This is a genomic window from Zobellia alginiliquefaciens (assembly GCF_029323795.1).
Lineage (GTDB): Bacteria > Bacteroidota > Bacteroidia > Flavobacteriales > Flavobacteriaceae > Zobellia > Zobellia alginiliquefaciens.
Map to the genome: position 1 here is coordinate 3,693,825 of NZ_CP119758.1, position 17,580 is coordinate 3,711,404.

The 17,580-nt window shown below is 37.5% G+C and carries 14 protein-coding genes; 9 read left to right on the forward strand and 5 right to left on the reverse strand.

Annotation, left to right across the window (positions count from 1 at the left end; translation table 11 throughout):
* Positions 1 to 160 precede the first annotated feature (160 nt).
* Positions 161 to 904: a DUF3891 family protein gene (locus P0077_RS15385; RefSeq protein WP_276166096.1), complete on the forward strand. Its 744-nt coding sequence runs from the start codon at positions 161 to 163 to the stop codon at positions 902 to 904.
* Positions 905 to 969: 65 nt separating this feature from the next.
* Here P0077_RS15385 and P0077_RS15390 read toward each other — a convergent pair whose 3' ends face one another.
* Genes P0077_RS15390 through P0077_RS15400 form a run of 3 tightly spaced genes read right to left on the reverse strand, consistent with a single transcriptional unit; the run spans position 970 to position 3,937 of the window.
* On the reverse strand, positions 970 to 1,314 hold the full coding sequence (locus P0077_RS15390) for a hypothetical protein (RefSeq protein ID WP_276166097.1): 345 nt from the start codon (positions 1,312 to 1,314) through the stop codon (positions 970 to 972).
* Positions 1,315 to 1,338: 24 nt separating this feature from the next.
* On the reverse strand, positions 1,339 to 3,480 hold the full coding sequence (locus tag P0077_RS15395) for a catalase (protein WP_276166098.1): 2,142 nt from the start codon (positions 3,478 to 3,480) through the stop codon (positions 1,339 to 1,341).
* A 49-nt stretch (positions 3,481 to 3,529) separates the two neighbouring features.
* Positions 3,530 to 3,937 carry a hypothetical protein gene (locus P0077_RS15400; protein ID WP_276166099.1) on the reverse strand — a complete coding sequence of 136 codons (408 nt, stop codon included), beginning with the start codon at positions 3,935 to 3,937 and terminating at the stop codon, positions 3,530 to 3,532.
* Positions 3,938 to 4,213: 276 nt separating this feature from the next.
* On the opposite strand from P0077_RS15400, the gene P0077_RS15405 reads away from it, so the two are divergent.
* The 5 genes from P0077_RS15405 to P0077_RS15425 all read left to right on the forward strand — a co-directional run bounded on the left by P0077_RS15405 (position 4,214) and on the right by P0077_RS15425 (position 7,385).
* Positions 4,214 to 5,068 (forward strand): SDR family oxidoreductase, encoded by an 855-nt coding sequence (locus tag P0077_RS15405; RefSeq protein ID WP_276166100.1) that lies wholly within the window; start codon positions 4,214 to 4,216, stop codon positions 5,066 to 5,068.
* Between the two features lie 209 nt (positions 5,069 to 5,277).
* Positions 5,278 to 5,682 (forward strand): VOC family protein, encoded by a 405-nt coding sequence (locus tag P0077_RS15410; RefSeq protein ID WP_276166101.1) that lies wholly within the window; start codon positions 5,278 to 5,280, stop codon positions 5,680 to 5,682.
* 51 nt (positions 5,683 to 5,733) lie between these two features.
* Entirely contained in the window at positions 5,734 to 6,255 is a 522-nt protein-coding gene (locus P0077_RS15415; RefSeq protein WP_276166102.1) for a DUF421 domain-containing protein, read from the forward strand.
* 337 nt (positions 6,256 to 6,592) lie between these two features.
* Complete coding sequence (locus P0077_RS15420) at positions 6,593 to 6,814, forward strand: hypothetical protein (protein ID WP_276166103.1); 222 nt, start codon at positions 6,593 to 6,595, stop codon at positions 6,812 to 6,814.
* Between the two features lie 121 nt (positions 6,815 to 6,935).
* A complete protein-coding gene (locus P0077_RS15425; protein ID WP_276166104.1) occupies positions 6,936 to 7,385 on the forward strand; it encodes a ferritin-like domain-containing protein in 450 nt (149 codons plus the stop codon).
* Positions 7,386 to 7,455: 70 nt separating this feature from the next.
* Here P0077_RS15425 and P0077_RS15430 read toward each other — a convergent pair whose 3' ends face one another.
* On the reverse strand, positions 7,456 to 8,292 hold the full coding sequence (locus P0077_RS15430) for a phospholipase A (RefSeq protein ID WP_276166105.1): 837 nt from the start codon (positions 8,290 to 8,292) through the stop codon (positions 7,456 to 7,458).
* 149 nt (positions 8,293 to 8,441) lie between these two features.
* Entirely contained in the window at positions 8,442 to 10,016 is a 1,575-nt protein-coding gene (locus tag P0077_RS15435; protein WP_276166106.1) for a hypothetical protein, read from the reverse strand.
* A 929-nt stretch (positions 10,017 to 10,945) separates the two neighbouring features.
* Between P0077_RS15435 and P0077_RS15440 the strand changes: the two genes are divergently transcribed.
* The 3 genes from P0077_RS15440 to P0077_RS15450 all read left to right on the forward strand — a co-directional run bounded on the left by P0077_RS15440 (position 10,946) and on the right by P0077_RS15450 (position 17,532).
* Positions 10,946 to 14,032, forward strand: coding sequence for a SusC/RagA family TonB-linked outer membrane protein (locus P0077_RS15440; RefSeq protein WP_276166107.1), 3,087 nt, complete (start codon positions 10,946 to 10,948; stop codon positions 14,030 to 14,032).
* A 56-nt stretch (positions 14,033 to 14,088) separates the two neighbouring features.
* On the forward strand, positions 14,089 to 15,855 hold the full coding sequence (locus tag P0077_RS15445; protein ID WP_276166108.1) for a RagB/SusD family nutrient uptake outer membrane protein: 1,767 nt from the start codon (positions 14,089 to 14,091) through the stop codon (positions 15,853 to 15,855).
* A 66-nt stretch (positions 15,856 to 15,921) separates the two neighbouring features.
* Complete coding sequence (locus P0077_RS15450; protein ID WP_276166109.1) at positions 15,922 to 17,532, forward strand: hypothetical protein; 1,611 nt, start codon at positions 15,922 to 15,924, stop codon at positions 17,530 to 17,532.
* The last annotated feature ends 48 nt before the right edge of the window (positions 17,533 to 17,580 follow it).

Below are 17,580 nucleotides of genomic sequence, written 5' to 3' on the forward strand. Positions count from 1 at the left end.
AGTTTTACAAGGAACGTAATTGCTCTAAATTTTATCGCAATTACTGAACTTAAATACGCTATAAGCGATTGCATCAATCCTAATTACTTTAAAAACAAAGGAATTGGTTACCGTACTTTATTTTTAATTAGGATTTAGGAATACCTAGCATTTAGACTTTATGATCATTAATTTTTTAGAAAAGGGTATAGAGGTTATATCGCATCCTGCGCACGGGCTGCTTGCAGGTAAAATTGCGGATCAACTAAAGAATCGTCCATACCAAAATCATTGGATGGAAACGCTCACTGCTATTATTGAGCACGATGATGAACAGTTGAGCAATGAAGCCAAAAACAATATTTCCGATTTGGGTATGGCGATGGATTTTGTTACTCACCAAGTGCCTTTGGAAAAGATGTTGGTCCATGCCAAAGCCGTTTTTAAAAAAGTATTGAAAAAATCTAGTTGGTCGGCTATGTTACTTACCTACCATCTTGAATTTTTATATTCCGATAAAATGGAAGAGGTAGAAGACTTTAAAGCATTTTTGAAGGAACTAAAGGATTTTCGGTCAGAGAGCATTAAATTTCATGGTATTGATGAAGCAGGAGCAGAGGAACTCTATAAAATCATGCTTTTTTCAGATCGGCTTTCCCTTATTTTGTGTCAGGAAGAAACACCTACCTTAGGCAGAAAGCTGGAAATAAATAAATCTATCAAGAACCATCGGTACTTCATTTACAAAACAAAGGACACGGTTTTTACGGTAGAACCATGGCCTTTTAGAAAAAACCATTTTAGTTTATGTGTAGACGCCCGTGTGTTAAAGGAGCTTAAATTTAAAGATGAAAAACATTTCAACCAGAAACTGGATGAAGCTTCCATTGAAATAAAAACATTTCAGTTTTCAAAATTCGATTAACTATTTAAAAATCATAAAAAAACCAGAAGCTTAGCTTCTGGTTTTTTAGTAGTATAACTCAAAAATTATACTGCATTCGGGGGAAGTAAATCTTTATCTTTTACCTGCTCTTCCGGAACGTTTTCTAAAAACTCATACAGGTCTGCATTGGCACTTGGGCCGTAACCGGCCAACAATGTTCCTTTGCTACCGTCACTTGTTTCCATAACGTAGAGTAAAGACATGTCCGAAGGGTTGCTCATACCTTCGTATCTATGTTCTTTTACTATGGTAATATCGCTTGCCTCAAAGGATTTATCCGTCTTGGTGCTCTTTAGTTTTCCGTCAACAAAGCGGTAGGAGTCTGTATATCCTAGTTTTTCATATTCTTTAATATAATTCGACTCATGTTTTGCATATTCATTGCTCATAATAGTATCGTTTAAGTTTTATAATTAAGCGGGTATATTCTCCGCTTTCTCTCTTCTTTTCCAGTTACGGTGCTTCGCTATTGCTTTGATAAAAGCTTCTGGCTTACCGTTCACAAATAGAGCGTCGTCATCTGAAATATCCATAACCGCTGTACTTTTTAAAAACTCTTCTGCTTCTCCATCTACAGCAATGGCCTTACAATGTTTATAGGCTTCGTTAACGAATTTGGTAAATTTGGCCTGTGCCATTAGGGTTTCAATAGATTTTTTTCCTCCAGGAATGTAGACCGCATCAAAAAGGACACTTTCCGTAGTTGCTATAGCTGCATCTACTTTATGGTCCTTATCCTTATCACATTTCACCGTTCCCCCATGTGCGGCAACCAATTTTACCATAGCGCCTTCTTTTTCAAGTTCTTCTTTCACTTTCTTGAAAATACCCATATGGAATCCATCCGCAACAAGAACAGCTATTTGTCGGGTGGCGATGGAGTCAAAATTAGTGTTGGCCTGACTCAATTTTGGGGACTCGTCCAGATATATTTTTTTCTCGCCTGGTTGTTGTTCTTCCACATTCGCATCCGCTCCAATAGCTTGGTTTAATGGCATTTCAACCGAAGAAGGAACTTCAATACCCAAGTTTGTAGCTACCTTTTTAGCCAAATCAGAATCAATCTGGTCAATGAGGTAGAGCATACGTTCTTTTATATGCTTGAATTCGCATTTGCCCAATTCAAAGGTATAGGCTCCGGCTACATGTTCTTTTTCCCAATCGGCAAGACTTCTATAGAATAATGCAGGCTGAGAGAAATGATCATTAAAACTCTCACTACGAGCCCTAATTTTTTTAGCGTCTATTCGCTCTTGATACGACTCAAAACCGCCCTCGGCAACCGTAGAAAGGTATGGGCATCCTCCACTGATTGAATTAGGAAAATATGCCGTTCTGCCCTTTGGTATCTCGGTTTGCATATGACCGTCACGCTGATTGTTCTGTGCTTCGGCCACAGGTCTATTTATTGGAATTTGATGAAAATTATGAGAGCCCAGTCTTGAAAGTTGGGTGTCTCGGTATGAGAACAATCTACCTTGTAACAAAGGATCATTGGTAAAATCTATACCAGGTACGATACTTCCGGGCATAAAGGCAACCTGTTCCGTTTCTGCGAAGAAATTTTCAGGGTTTCTGTTCAGAACCATTTTACCCACGACTTTTACAGGAACCATCTCTTCCGGAATCAGTTTTGTAGGATCAAGAAGGTCAAAGTCATATTTATGTTCGTCTTCTTCAGGTACAATTTGCAATCCCAGTTCCCATTCAGGGTACTGCCCCGCTTCAATGGCATCCCATAAATCTCTCCTATGAAAGTCAGAATCCGCTCCGCTAATTTTTACGGCTTCATCCCATGTTACGGAATGTACACCCAGTTTAGGTTTCCAGTGGAATTTTACAAAATGGGCTTTTCCTTCTTTATTGATCAAACGGAAAGTGTGGATACCAAACCCTTCCATCATACGAAAGCTACGTGGTATGGCACGGTCACTCATTAACCATATTTGGTTGTGAAGCGTTTCTGGAGTTAACGATACAAAATCATAAAATGTGTCATGAGCAGATGCTGCTTGCGGAATTTCTTGATGAGGTTCTGGCTTTACCGAGTGAATCAAATCTGGAAATTTCATCGCATCTTGAATAAAGAAAATAGGCATGTTGTTTCCCACTAGATCCCATGTACCTTCATCTGTGTAAAATTTTACGGCAAAGCCCCGAACATCTCGCGCTAAATCAGTAGAACCTTTAGACCCTGCCACTGTAGAAAAGCGAACAAACACTGGTGTTTTTCTAGATGTATCCGTAAAAATACCTGCTTTTGAGTATTCTTCAATGCTATCGTAAAGTTCAAAATAACCGTGAGCTCCACTTCCTCTGGCATGAACGATACGCTCTGGGATTCTTTCGTGGTCAAAATTGTGGATTTTTTCACGCAACATGAAATCCTCAAGCAACGTAGCGCCTCGTGCACCTGCTTTTAAAGAGTTGTTGGTGTCATTGACTTTTAATCCTTGTCTAGTAGTTAACGGTTTACCGGTGTAGTCTACAGAATACTTTTCAAGTTGTTCGTCTTTGTTTGTAGTTACTTTATTGGAGTTTTTTTTTGATTCCATATTTTTTAGTGCATTTAATTGAAAATTGTTGGGGAGTAATTTTTTAGCTTTAATCCATTGCCCTGAAATGAGCTTTGGCCAGAATACTGGCTTCTATTTTTGTAGCCTGTTCTATTAGTAGGCAGTTTAATTTTTGGGGGAGGTCCAATTGTATCATAACATGACAAATCTCCAAAGCTTTTCTATCCAACAAGTCAATGTTTAGACTGGTGCCGACCATCATATTAAGATAGTTTTTACCGTACAGCTGATTGTGCCATGCGTACAATTCTGAAAATTCAATTTCATCCGATTCTTTTATAGCAACGTGCCATATATCCAGCAAGAAGTTTGAACGCTCAATAGCACATTGTTCCATGAGCATCCGCATCATTGGATTTTTCTCTTTCAAAGCGCATTCTACATAGTGTATTTCACTTATTACATATACTTTCAGAAGTTGTTCAAGACATTCCATAGAGTTGATTCAAATTTCACAATACATAAAATTATTCAAGGATACTATAAGATTATGGCTGTAAAAAAATGATTATTAGTGCAAATGCTAATTATGCGAGGTTGGATGTTAAAAGATTGAAACGAAAGGTATTTGAATCAATTTTAATCGTAACTGAGCTATTTCTTGTGGAATCTCATAATTAAATTCGATTTGGTTTTTGAAGGAAATTTCGCTTTGTAAAGATGCGATAACCTTCAAAAGTCGTTCACGAAAATTAATTTTAAAATATACATTATGTCAGATACAGCAACTATTGAAAAAGGAAAAGAAGATTTAGGTAGACCAGGTCTTGAGGCGAATATGAAAACAAAGCCAGAAACTATAAAATCTAGTTACAAGGGCAGTGATAAGTTAAGAGGTAAAGTAGCATTGATTACCGGTGGTGATAGTGGTATTGGCCGTGCCATTGCAGTGCATTATGCAAGAGAAGGGGCTAACGTTGCCATTGCCTACCTAAATGAAAACGAAGATGCGGACACCACAAAAAAGATGGTAGAAAAGGAAGGCACAAAATGTTTGACCGTTGCGGGAGACCTTAGAAACCATAATTTATGTAATGAATTGGTTGAAAAAGTGATAGATGCCTACGGCAGAATAGATATTTTAGTCAATAACGCGGCTACCCAGTACACCCAGGAAGATTTTAGCGAGATACCACTGGAACAGTTAAAGAAAACTTTTGATACGAACATTGTAGCAATGATTTACCTTACCCAGCAGGTATATCCTCACTTACGAGAAGGTGCTCGCATTATCAATACAACTTCCATAACCAGTTATAGGGGCAATAAGGTATTGGTAGATTATTCTTCTACAAAAGGTGCTATTACTTCTTTTACGCGAGCATTGTCCTCGCAGTTGGCAGAGAAGAATATTTTGGTGAACGGTGTTGCTCCGGGGCCCATATGGACACCCTTAATTCCTGCAACCATGGATGATATAGAAGATTTTGGAGAAGACACCCCTTTAGGTAGGTGTGGTCAGCCATCTGAGGTGGCACCGGCTTACGTTTTCTTGGCATCCGAAGATAGTAGTTATATGACAGGGCAGGTCTTACATATTAATGGAGGTGAAATTATAGGGAGTTAAGATTTAAAGACGCTTTTTTGATTCCTAGGGTGTTCGCTTTTTAGCGGATGCCCTTTTTTTATTCGTTATCATCTTCAAAAATGGATTAAATGGACGGTCATCAACGTTTTTTAATCAAACTGATCATTTGTGTCAAGGTTAAATGTGATGAAATCAATAGTGCCGATTATCTAGAGGTATCTTGCTATTCAACTTAAAATAATCATACAATGAAAACACAAGCATATTTAGCATTTGATGGAAACTGTCAAGAAGCACTTAATTTTTATGCCGATGTACTCGGTGCAGAGATAAAAAATAGACAGACCTATGCCGATAAGAAAATAGATGTTCCTTCAGCATATAGAGATAGACTTCAGCATGCAGAGCTTAAAGGTAAAGGTGTCAATTTTATGGCCTATGATGCCGCACCGGATACGCCGCTTACAGAAGGTACTAAAATACATTTAAGTGTAGACCTAAACAATAAGAACGAGGCACAGGATTTATATGACAAGCTATCCGCTGGTGGCCGTGTGCATCATGAATTGAGAGAGCGAGAATGGAATGCGTTGTTTGGTCGTTTTACAGACCGTTATGGTATTAATTGGATGATTAACTGTGATTTAAACTAACATTTTGTTTCTAAGTAAAGTGAATACAATAATCAGAATAGATAAAAAAGTATGAGCGAGTGGTTTAAATTTTCCTGGGATGCTTTTGGTGCTACCATCATTACCGCTTTGGGTATTTATATTGCCGTGATACTAATGACACGTATTTGCGGTAATCGTAGCTTCTCAAAAATGTCGAGTTTTGATTTTGCCATGACCGTAGCGGTAGGGTCTGTAATAGCCACCACGGTACTATCAAAAACAGTGAGTTTGTATGATGGTATTATTGGCATTGTTACAATTTACCTTTTACAAATGGGAGCCGCCTACGCTAGACGGAACGACATGGTAAAAAAAGTAATGGACAATACGCCTTTATTGCTCATGGATGGGGAAATCATTTTGGAAGACAACTTACGTAAGGGCAGAGTAGCAAAATCCGATTTACGAGCTAAATTAAGGGAGGCTAATATAACCGAGCTTTCTGAGGTAAAAGCAGTTGTTTTTGAGACTACTGGCGATATTTCTGTACTTCACAAGCAACATGACCGTCCCATTGAAGATTTTCTAATGGAAGACGTTACCCGCTCATAATAAAAATACAGATTACTCTTCTAAAAGATACTTCCATGAAAATGGAAGTATCTTTTTTGTAATTGATTGCGCTCATTTTTCTATTAAAAGTGTTCAAATAACTAGATAAGATTAAATAATTTCATAAGAAATTTCAGAAGTTTTGTAGGATTTCCATTAAAACGGATAGCTACGCTTTCGCTACTTCAAACCGAAAGTACAACTGAAATTTGGTATTTCTTTTTATACAATAGGTGGGAGTGTCCTTTTAATAGGGGGTATGACAGTCTGTATGATAAAAAGAGCAATGAGAGAGCCTGTGAAAGTTCAGGTTAGTTTTTAATTAAATATTTAGGTTATGCAGAATTTTAAGTATACGTACACGGTCAAAGACAAAATTACAGGTGAAACACTTTTTTCGAACATTAATGATTTGAGTAAAATTGGTGTTTTGCGTAACAATGATTTTTTTCAATATATAGCAACCGAGGCAGAGATGCAGCGTTTGGGCGAATGTAAATTGGCAAATGAAGATTATATCTGTATAGTTCGGCTAGGTAATGGCAGGAGGGTAGCATGAAACAGATATTTTTAAAAACGTTCAATTGATATTTTTTGGAATCGATCTAGACCAAGTTTTCCAGTTAAATTTGGAGAAATGCCAAACGGTAGGCATCAAAGTTACCGCAAAATAAAATGACATGAATACCGATATAAAAGAAATTGAAGATAGACTGAACGATATTATTCAGAAAAACGAAGATGCAATCAAAGGATATGATAAAGCAGCAGAAAATGCGGAAGGAATAGGTCTTAAGAGTTATTTTCAGAATAAATCAATAGAAAGAAGAAATTTTCTTGTTGAATTGAAAGCAGCGGCACCGGCCCTTAAAACTAGAGAAGATATAGATGGGAGCGCAACAGGAGCTATGCACAGAGCCTGGATGGATGTGAAGACTTTCTTCTCGGGAGATAACGATGAAGCTATGTTGGAAGAAGCTATACGTGGTGACAAAGCCGCAATAGAAGAGTATAATGAAGTTTTGGCAGACACACATTTGCCAATTAAAGCTGCAGAAGTAATTAGAAAGCAGAGAGAATGGTTAATGACAGATTTAAAAACCATTAAAACATTGGAAGACGTTAAATAATTACTTTCAATTAAATTGAAAGCCCCTAAAATGGGGCTTTTTTTATGTCTTAGAAGTTAGGGAGTAGTTGTTATTTTGGTTTCAAGAAACCAAATTCTGTACTTTTAATTACATACCCAATACGTACCATACTTGAATACTGTTTGTAATCAATTAGATTTTCGGCATGGCCGGCAAACCACTCAAACATAATATATTGATTGGAATTATGTTTAAACGGCCTGTAACTTAATCGTGTTCGGATAGATCCTCTTGTATCAAAATCTAGACCTTTTCTCACTTTGAGCTCAAAAATTAGTTTGTCGGGAATCAAATCGCGCGATACACTCACTTCCCCTAACCCTACATAATCCAATAAATCAGGGTTTCCTTCTTTATATCCAAAGGGGAGCCAACCTTTTACATGAAGCATGGTTTTCTTTCCTACTAGAGTAGAGTACTGAAGGCTAAGGCGGTTCCAGCTTCTAGAATAAATACTGTCCCTTCCATTGGATTCGTGCTCAAAGACAAGTGTAGCTAGGCCATTCACACGGTCATCAGAGTTATAAAAAGCTTTGCCAACACCCAATGTTGGGTTAAAATTGATTTCCCTAAAAGGATAAGAATCCTTATAAATATCCCAAAATGCCTTTTGGCTATACGTTAAATACAGATAGGTTTCCCAAGGAAGAATTGTACGGGTTATAATCTGTTTAAAGCTTATTTGATATTTGGCATTTGCCGTAGAACTGTTAATGGGGTTGTTTGTGGGGATACCGGTAATAAAGTAATTGTCTTTATGAATGGTGAAGGATGGTATTCTTTGCATGGTGTCACGCACCTCTTCTCTAGTAAGAGTTTGTGCGGATAGGTCTGCAATAAGAAATTGTAAGCCTATTAAAATCCAGAGCGAGATTTTAAGTTTCATAAGATGGTATTCTTTTTAATGGATACTTAGGAGATTGCAAAAGTAACCCATCAGTGGTCTATGCCCTGTTGTGATAACACAAATTTTTAGTGCAATGAAAAAAAGACACCCTATTTAAGTAGGGCAGATTTAGTATGTCAAAGGCAATTTTACAACGACGCTATCAATTCTTCAAGGTTATCACTACGCTGAAGGCCCATTTTTTTGCGTAATCGATGTCGTGTTGTATGAACGGATTTTGTGGAAATACCCAACAGTCTCGCCATATCTTTACTAGTAAGATTCAATTTGATCAAGGCACAAATTTTCTGATCGGTCTGGCTTAGGTTAGGGTAGGTGCTGTTCAACTTTTTATAAAAGTTCTTATTAACATCGGTAAACCGTAGCTTAAATTCCTCCCAATTATTGTTGCTTCCTACTGAAATTGATTTTAGCACCCTATTAATTTCGGCCACTTTTATAGTCCCGTCTTCGCCGCGTAATTCGGTTTTAAGTTTTTTCAAAAACTCGTCTTTTTCCACAAGTTGAAGTGTAGAGGCGGCCAATTCTTTGTTTTTAGTTTCCAGAAGCTCCTTGGTTTTCTGCATCTCAAGCGCTTTGGTTTTTCGTATCATTTGCTTCTCTGCCAAATGTTTGGAGCGTATGTGCTTTACATAGATATAGCCAATGATAATAATAAAGATCAGCGAACCGATGAGAATAATGCGTTGCAGCATTGAAATCTTATCTTGCTGTTCCAATTTTTCTAGCCTTTGCTGGCGTATTACTTCTTCTTGAAGCTCTTTTTGAAGCCGATATTCATTTTTGATTTCCATTAGTGAAATGTTATTTTCACTTCTACCATCAAAAAATTTGGCATTCAAGGCCTTCGCCTTATTTAGATTTCTAAACGCCTCTGTATCGTTGTTCAGCAGATGATAATTTTCTGCTATTTTTTCATATATGAAAGGCGTAAAATCAATATGGCTTTGGTATTTATCAGAAATCTCAATAGCCTTCTTATAGTAATCGATTGTTTTCTCTAGTTCGCCTAATTTTTTATAGATCTCGGCAAAATACGCATAGATCAGAACAAGATATGAAGGATAGTTTTCCTTAAACCAAGGCTCTATATCTTTTAAAGTTTGCAAGGCCTCTTCGTTTTTTCCTTCCTCGCGTAGCACATATGATTCTTCAAACTTATAAAAAGGAAGAGCTAGTTTATCAGATGTATCAGAATAGTAGATATAGCTACTGTCCAGATATTTCCTAGCTAATTTGGCCTGGTTTAAGCCTCTGTAGGTATAACTGAAGGTATAATAGTTATTGGCTAGGCTAGCTCTGGGCATAACGCCGCGATCCACCAAATTTTTCATAATGTCAAGGGACATTTGCAAGTATTTCAGCGCTTCTTTCTGCCTTTTGTTATAGCTATATAGTGCTCCAAGTCGTCTATAAATATATGATCTTAGGACCTGGTTGTCATAATTGTCCGTTAAACTAAGTGCACGCCAGATAGTTTCATAGGCCTTTGCATAGTTGGCATGATGGCTGTAAGCATCCGTTAACGTTAGTAGTTTCCAAGCGGTTTGTGCAGTATCTCCGGTCTTTAATGTTTCTTCAACCGCAGATTTAAGAAAATCTATATTGTTTTCTTGAACCACTACAGTGGTACTATCACTATTGGTAACGACAGCATTCAAAGGAATTGAAGAGTCCTGGGCAATAAGCAGGGAGCTCTTCAAAAAAAGAAAGATAATACAGCTTTTAAGAGACCAACGTCTTTTAATATTATTTGTGTAACCCAATGGTATAGTACTGTTTTTAATACTTAATGAATGAAAGAAGTGTTCGTATGTTTCTTTAATCTTTATTATAAATTAGGGCAATGTTATCATAGCGTATCAAGTGTAACTAATTTCTTTAATTTATCAAAATTATTTCGCCTATAGGTCTACGTTTTAACTTCTTGGTCTACGGGCATTTTATCTAGTAATTACAAAATTCTGTGTTGATGATAGGGGCAGTTTTAAGGTTACAAATGGTTTTTTTACTCTTTAGATACATTTACACCAGCTAAAATTAAACAAATTTTAACATAGTCTGATTTTGCCCGTTTGTAGTGTAGTTTTACGGTGTTTTTTTTCACAAAACACGGTTCTATCAGGGTTTTAGGATGGTAGTATGTGTATAACATATGGTTTTGTCAAGTTTTTGTCAAGCCCTTTTTTTAGGAGTAAATTAACAATATCTCTATTTTGGACACAGATTAAATGGTTTATGAAAATTATTTAAGCCTTTAATTGATGAATTGACAAACAAACATTACTCACACTTAAACCAACTCATTATGAAAAGAAAAAATTGTTTCTTACAGAACAATGCTCCTCCTCTGATCGGAGCAAAATCAAATTTTCTACTAAAAGAATATAGTACGAATAACTATTGAATTAGAATTCAGGAATTTTCATTAAAAATTACAAAAGAATAATCTCTATCTAAATAAAGAAATAGGTAATAGAAAAAAGGGTGATCAATCGCCTCGTTCAATATCTTCTTTAATAGCTGGAACAACTGGCAATTTCGTTATGCAACGGATTTTGTTCAATGGTTGCTTGTATGCTAAAGTGCCACTTGGATTGTAGATTATTTAAAACTTAACAAGAAACTTAATATGAATTTCAAAAACATTTTTTATTCCAGATTCCATGGTAAGAGCATGGTGCTGTTTTTGGTCCTGTGCCTAACTACGGCCGCAGTAAAGTCTCAAACGGTAAGTGGAACAGTATCTGCAGATGATGCACCTTTGCCGGGCGTTAGTGTGGTAGTAAAAGGAACCAACAACGGAACGGTTACGGATTTTGACGGGTTATACTCCATAAACGCAGAATCTAGCGCAGTTCTTGTGTTTAGCTACATTGGTTTTAAATCAAAAGAAGTTGCTGTTAGAGGCAATAAAACTGTAAATGTAATCCTAGAGGAAGATGTATCCGCTCTTGAAGAAGTAGTGGTCATTGGCTATGGTGCCCAAAAGAAGAAAGAATTGACCGGTGCAGTAGCACAAGTTAAGTCTGAAGAGTTGATGAAAACTTCTACTTCAGATATCGGTGCCGCGTTACAAGGTCAAATTGCAGGTGTAAACGTAACTGCTAGTTCTGGTGCACCAGGCTCCGAGGCTAACGTTCAAATTCGTGGACTTACTTCTATTAGTGGTGCTAATAGACCGCTGTATGTTGTGGATGGTATTCCTTTTGAGGGCGATCCTAAATTAAGTATAAATGAAATTGAAACTATAGATGTACTAAAGGATGCCGCTTCAGCCGCTATTTATGGAACTAGAGGTGCTGCAGGTGTAATTTTAATAACTACCAAAAGAGGTAAAGAAGGGCAGATGAAAATTGCTGCTGATAGTTACTACGGTCTGCAACATATAACCTCTGCAACTCCATTACTGAATGTTGAAGACAAGTTGTATGTTCAGTTTATACAAGGAGCTGCATTAAATGGAAGTAGCTATGGTAATACGTGGACAACAATTGAGCAAAGCCCACATTTTCTTACGAACAATACGGATTTGACAGAGGTTGTTCTAAACGATATGGCGCCTATACAAAACCATAGCCTTACACTATCGGGCGGTAAAGATGGTCTTACGTATAACGTAACGGGTAACTATTTTGATCAAGAAGGGGTCATCATTAAATCTGGATATGATCGTTTTAATGTTAGAGCAAACACCCAGTTCGTAAAAGGTAAATGGAATATTACAACAGGTTTGTCTTTTCGGGTAGAGAATAGGGAACATGCTCCGTGGGGGCTACTTAGGGATGCCATTAGATTTACGGCGTACAGCCCAAGTATTGACCCAAACCAAAGTGTAATAGAAAATGCCGGACCTGATGGAAATGGAGCTACTAACATTTCTAATTTAGGGTATAAGTTCTTGCAGGAAGATAACCAAGAGAATAATTATTTTGATGGTAACTTGAGTTTGACCTATAACTTCACAAATAACCTGAAGTTTACATCTAGAATGGCAACCAGCTATGATAATGGAACTAGAATCACCATTAACCCTAAATTTACAGCGTATAGAGATGATGGTTCAGAAGTAACATCGCAACGATCTAAAGTGCGTAATTTAAGTTCTCTTGCGAAAAAATTTACATGGGAGAATATATTGAATTATCAAAAAAGCTTTGGTGATCATAATATTAACTTCACAGGGGTTTATTCTTCGGAAAAATATAATTATTCAGAATTTTTCGCTGAAAAAAGCGATTTGGCTTCCAATGATATAACGGTGTTAAATGGAGCTACTGCCGATCCAAATGTGGGTTCGGGTAACAATCAGTGGACCCAAGATCGTGAAAGTACTTTAATTGGTATGCTGGCAAGACTTCAATACAACTATAAAGGAAAATACTTACTAAGTGGTGCGGTTAGAAGAGACGGTTCTTCTCGTTTCAAAGAAGAACCGTGGGGGGTGTTTCCTTCGGTTTCTGCCGGATGGAATGTATCGGATGAAAATTTCTGGAATCCTATAAAAAATACCATTTCTTCATTTAAATTGAGGGGTAGTAGAGGTACAACAGGTAATCAGGGTATTGCAGACTATAGCTACACGCCAACAATAACATTAGAAAATGACTATGTTCTAGGTTCGGGTGATGATCAAAATCTAGTTCTGGGTGCCATCCAAACCGGATTTGCCAATCCAAAAGTACGCTGGGAAACTTCGGTTTCTTTGAATGCAGGTTTCGATATGGGCCTTTTCGATAATAAATTGACACTTTCCGGAGATATTTATGAAACAAAAAAGGAAGATATGTTGTTCCCTGTATTGTTACCACCAACTGCGGGTGGTGGTCAAAATGCAGAAGTGACACTTAATGTTGGTGATATGACCAATAAAGGTGTGGAATTCGCCATGAACTACCGTCACTCAGGTAAACTATCATGGAATGCAGGAGTAACGTATACTCGCAACGATAATATTATTACCAAAATGAGTGGGAGCAACAAAATCATTTATTTTGATGACAGTAGTATTTCTGGCCACAGTAATGACCAAGATTTGGTATCGGCTTTAGCTGAGGGCTACGAAGGTGGTGCATTCTTTCTAGTGGAGACGGATGGTACCATAAAAACGGAAGAAGAACTGGCAGCTTATCAGGCAATTGTACCCGATGCTAAAATGGGAGATTTAAAATATGTTGATTTTGATAATAATGGAACTATAGATATAGATGACCGTCAATATATGGGTAGCGGTACCCCGGAATTTGAAATGGGCTTTAATTTTTCAGCATATTACAAGGCACTTGACTTTTCCATGCAATGGTATGGTGCATTTGGTTCAGAAATTATAAATGGAAATAAAGCTTTGGCCTACAAAGAAGGAAATCACCAAGATTTAGTATACCAGTGGACACCACAAAATGCCACTTCGGATATACCTGTTTATAGAAATGCGACCCATAACAACTTCAGAGGTCAGACGGACTATTGGTTGGACGATGGTACTTTTGTGAGATTACGTAATATTTCTTTGGGGTACACAGTACCTAGAGAATATACCGAAAAATTGGGTGTTACAAAATTTAGAATTTACGTCGCTGCTCAAAACCCGTTGACTATAACCAAATATGACGGGTATGACCCAGAGGTTGGTAACAACGGACTAAGTACACGAGGTATTGATCAAGGAACGTATCCCGTAAGCTCGCAGATACGAACCGGACTTCAAATCGAATTTTAATGAAAATTGAAATGAAGATGATAAATTCCGATAAAAAAAATGAAAAAATAAGAGTTATGAAAACAACGATAACAAAACGGTTGCTATGCATACTGGTACCTGTGTTAGCATTTTTGAGCTGTTCAGATGATTTTCTTGAGCAGACCAATCCCAATCAGATTTCTACCGAAACTTTTTGGAGAGATAACAAAGATTTGGAACAAGGGTTAATCGCCACCTATAAGGGTTTCGCAAATGCTAATACCATTAATTTGGTGGGGGAACTTGCTAGGACCGATCTAGCTTGGTCCAGTGGATATCAACGACCAAATAACACCAACGAATATTACTTACAGGTCTTTAATGACGCTTCGTCCGTACCTAATAATAAGTGGAGTACAAGTTATACCACTATTTTCAGGGCTAATCAAGTGATTGAAGCTGCAGCAGCGCTAGAAGAAACATATACTACAGATAAAGAGAAGGAAGATGGCCTTGTGATGCTTGCTCAAGCACGATTTTTAAGAGGCTATACCTATTTTAATCTCTATCATGCTTTTAATGGAGGTTCTGTGCCAATTTATGATTTTGTTCCTGTAGAAGAAAGTGAATTCTATCAGTCCGTTTCCCCGGCAGAAGATGTAAAGAAATTTTATCTAGATGATTTACAATTTGCTTCAGAAAACCTACCTCTTTCTTGGGAAGGTCAAGATAAGGGTAGGGTTACAGCAGGTGCGGCAGTTGCTTTAATTGGACAGTCCTACCTCTATGAAGGAAACTTTGAAACCGCGGCTACATATTTTGAAAGTGTTATCAATGATTTTGGTTATGCTTTAACGCCAAACATAGGTAGTAATTTTACCACTATGGATGAATTTAATGAGGAATCCATACTAGAAGTAGGGTACTCATTGGATTATAAAAATGAACTAAATGCTTATGATGGTAGAGATGTTGCGAATGCTGCTTATGTTAGACAGTTTACTGGTGGTGATGGTAAATGGTTTGGTGCCGTTGTTGCGAACTGGTTAATTTTAAAATACAGGGAAGAACCATTAGATTTTTCAGACCCAAGAAATAAAATTATTGATGATGAAGGCAACGAAAGTTTTAGAAAATTTAGTTTAAGAACATCGTGGTCGGTTGCCCTTGTAGATGATACTGATATGGGGTATTATTTAAGGGAAGAAACTGGGCAAGCTTCAAATTTTAATGTGAAAATGACAGCATTTTGGAGAAAACACACCAATTGGGATATTACACGATCAGAAGAAGATTTGTCTCCAGGTAAAGTTAGATCTGGAGTAAATGAGCGTTTGATTCGTTTAGCCGAAATATATCTTCAATATGCTGAGTGTCAAATTGAATTAGGTAATATTGATGTGGCATTAGAGTATATTAATAAAGTGAGACGAAGATCAGGGGTACAATTATTAGGACTGGCAGGCACGGGTGAATTCCCGGCTAATGATCATGATAATGTAGCATATGACGCACAAAGTTTGATGGAGCATTTGAGGTACACTGAATTACCATTGGAACTTTCGGCAGAAGGTGATGGAAATAGAAATATCGATTTGAGAAGATGGGGTGTAAAGGCGGAACGTTTTCAAGAACTGGCTCAGAAAAGATACTCTGCAGATCATTATGAAATGGTGAGTGAAGAAGGTGAACCTGTCACTAGATGGGGATCAATTGTAAAGGAACTACCAGTAGGTGATCCTGATATTGACGAAAACTGGAACGAGTTCCAGGAGGCAGCGGCTAATTATAATGAGTCTTTACATGCTTACTGGCCTTTACCGAATTCAGAAATTATATCTAACCCACAATTGAATGATTAAAAATTGTAGGGAACTATAATTAAATCATTCAAAATGCGAAAAAACAAGAAATTAAAATATCATAAAATGAAAAACGCAATAAGAATATTAGCTGTTTTGGCCATGCTCTTCGTAGGGTGTGAAGATGATGATTACGAAGCTCCATTCCCTTTTTCGGATATAGGGTTTTATACAAGTAAAGGTACGGCCAACGAACTTCTGATTAACCTTGATCAATACTTGTCTTTTACAGATCTGTCCCAAGGAGCGGTATCCCATTCATGGACAATTGAGAAAACGGATGTTTTTCTTGAGGGGCCTATAGACAGGACGGACTCTATTACGGAACAATTTATCATTGAACCAAGGGTAACTACGTCTTTTGACAAAACGGTGCACGTTCTTTTTCAGACTTCTGGAATGAAAAAGGTAAGGCTATATAACACCTTTAATGAAATGGTGACTTTTAAGGGTAATCGCGCTGATGTGGATTATGAAATGGCGGCAGTTAAAAAAGGAGACGTCTATGTAATTGATACTACTTTCATGGTTAAGGTATATCCTGAATTAGTTCCGGTAATTAAGGTTAGAAATGGAGACGCAACGGTGAATCATGAAGCCAACGATACCATTTATGTAGAAGCGGGCAATACCTTGGAGTTTACGGATTTATCTACAATCGGTGAGCCTACAGGTCGTAATTGGTCAATTAGAAGAGCTTTAAAACCCGGTGAAGAGGTAGCAGAAAATCCTGTAGTGAACAGTAGTGGAGATTCTATTGCCAATATTACCTTCAATCAATTGGGGAGTTTTAGAGCTAGTATGAACCTTTCTCGATCAGGGCAGAATATTCCTGGAGCTTCAACCACTTACCCAATAAATGCACCAATTAAAGTAATCCCTTCTTCTAAACCCTTTGAGCTTACAGGCGAAATTAGAGAGCTAGAGGATGAAACTATCCAAGTACCGTATAATGGAGAATTCGCTCCTTTTGGAGGTCAAGAAGAGTTCTTTACCGTAATGGTGAACGGTGAGCCTTTTGATGTTGCTTCGGTGACAGTTAATGAGGATGATGGTACAAAGATGGATATTAAGTTGGCGGCGCCAATATATAGACCGGATGTCGTGACTGTGTCGTATGCTGGAGGAACTATAGAATCAGCAGATACAAGAGAGGCATTATCCTTTACGGACGAACCTGTAATTATGAGTACTGTTAATTTAGTACCAGCAGATATTTCTGGTTTAGAGACTGGAGCTGATAGCTGGGGTACATTTTGGAGTAATAAGGGAACTGTGGAGTATTCAACTGAACAAGCAGCAACTGGTGATTATAGCCTGAAGCTTCAAATTGAAGCGGGTCAGGATAATGCAGAGGCTAGTGCTATGTTCGAGAACCCTATAATTTTTGAAGAAGGTAAAACATATATAGTTTCCTATGATATGTATGTGGAGCCCGGTACAGTAGGTTCTGAAGATGCGGAGACAGGGTTATTCTTACTTCAGAACTGGAATTTCCAAGTACAGACTGTTTTTGAGCACCCTGAAGGCTCTTGGATAACAATCACAAAAGAATATGTCAATACTTCTGCTTTATCACAATTCTACCTTAGAATTCTACCTAACGCAGAGAAAACGACAGACGTGACAGTCTATTATGACAACTTCACAATTGTAGAAAAAGAAGAAAGACCATAGTCCCCATTGAGTTGTTTAAGTTAAGGGAGAATTGAGAGGTTCTCCCTT

What these genes read in the sequence shown, in the direction of transcription:
- P0077_RS15395 (WP_276166098.1), bottom strand. Translation starts at nt 3,480, where the DNA reads ATGGAATCAAAAAAAAACTCCAATAAAGTAACTACAAACAAAGACGAA.
- P0077_RS15390 (WP_276166097.1), bottom strand. Translation starts at nt 1,314, where the DNA reads ATGAGCAATGAATATGCAAAACATGAGTCGAATTATATTAAAGAATAT.
- P0077_RS15405 (WP_276166100.1), top strand. Translation starts at nt 4,214, where the DNA reads ATGTCAGATACAGCAACTATTGAAAAAGGAAAAGAAGATTTAGGTAGA.
- P0077_RS15430 (WP_276166105.1), bottom strand. Translation starts at nt 8,292, where the DNA reads ATGAAACTTAAAATCTCGCTCTGGATTTTAATAGGCTTACAATTTCTT.
- P0077_RS15425 (WP_276166104.1), top strand. Translation starts at nt 6,936, where the DNA reads ATGAATACCGATATAAAAGAAATTGAAGATAGACTGAACGATATTATT.
- P0077_RS15440 (WP_276166107.1), top strand. Translation starts at nt 10,946, where the DNA reads ATGAATTTCAAAAACATTTTTTATTCCAGATTCCATGGTAAGAGCATG.
- P0077_RS15450 (WP_276166109.1), top strand. Translation starts at nt 15,922, where the DNA reads ATGAAAAACGCAATAAGAATATTAGCTGTTTTGGCCATGCTCTTCGTA.
- P0077_RS15420 (WP_276166103.1), top strand. Translation starts at nt 6,593, where the DNA reads ATGCAGAATTTTAAGTATACGTACACGGTCAAAGACAAAATTACAGGT.
- P0077_RS15400 (WP_276166099.1), bottom strand. Translation starts at nt 3,937, where the DNA reads ATGGAATGTCTTGAACAACTTCTGAAAGTATATGTAATAAGTGAAATA.
- P0077_RS15415 (WP_276166102.1), top strand. Translation starts at nt 5,734, where the DNA reads ATGAGCGAGTGGTTTAAATTTTCCTGGGATGCTTTTGGTGCTACCATC.
- P0077_RS15385 (WP_276166096.1), top strand. Translation starts at nt 161, where the DNA reads ATGATCATTAATTTTTTAGAAAAGGGTATAGAGGTTATATCGCATCCT.
- P0077_RS15410 (WP_276166101.1), top strand. Translation starts at nt 5,278, where the DNA reads ATGAAAACACAAGCATATTTAGCATTTGATGGAAACTGTCAAGAAGCA.
- P0077_RS15445 (WP_276166108.1), top strand. Translation starts at nt 14,089, where the DNA reads ATGAAAACAACGATAACAAAACGGTTGCTATGCATACTGGTACCTGTG.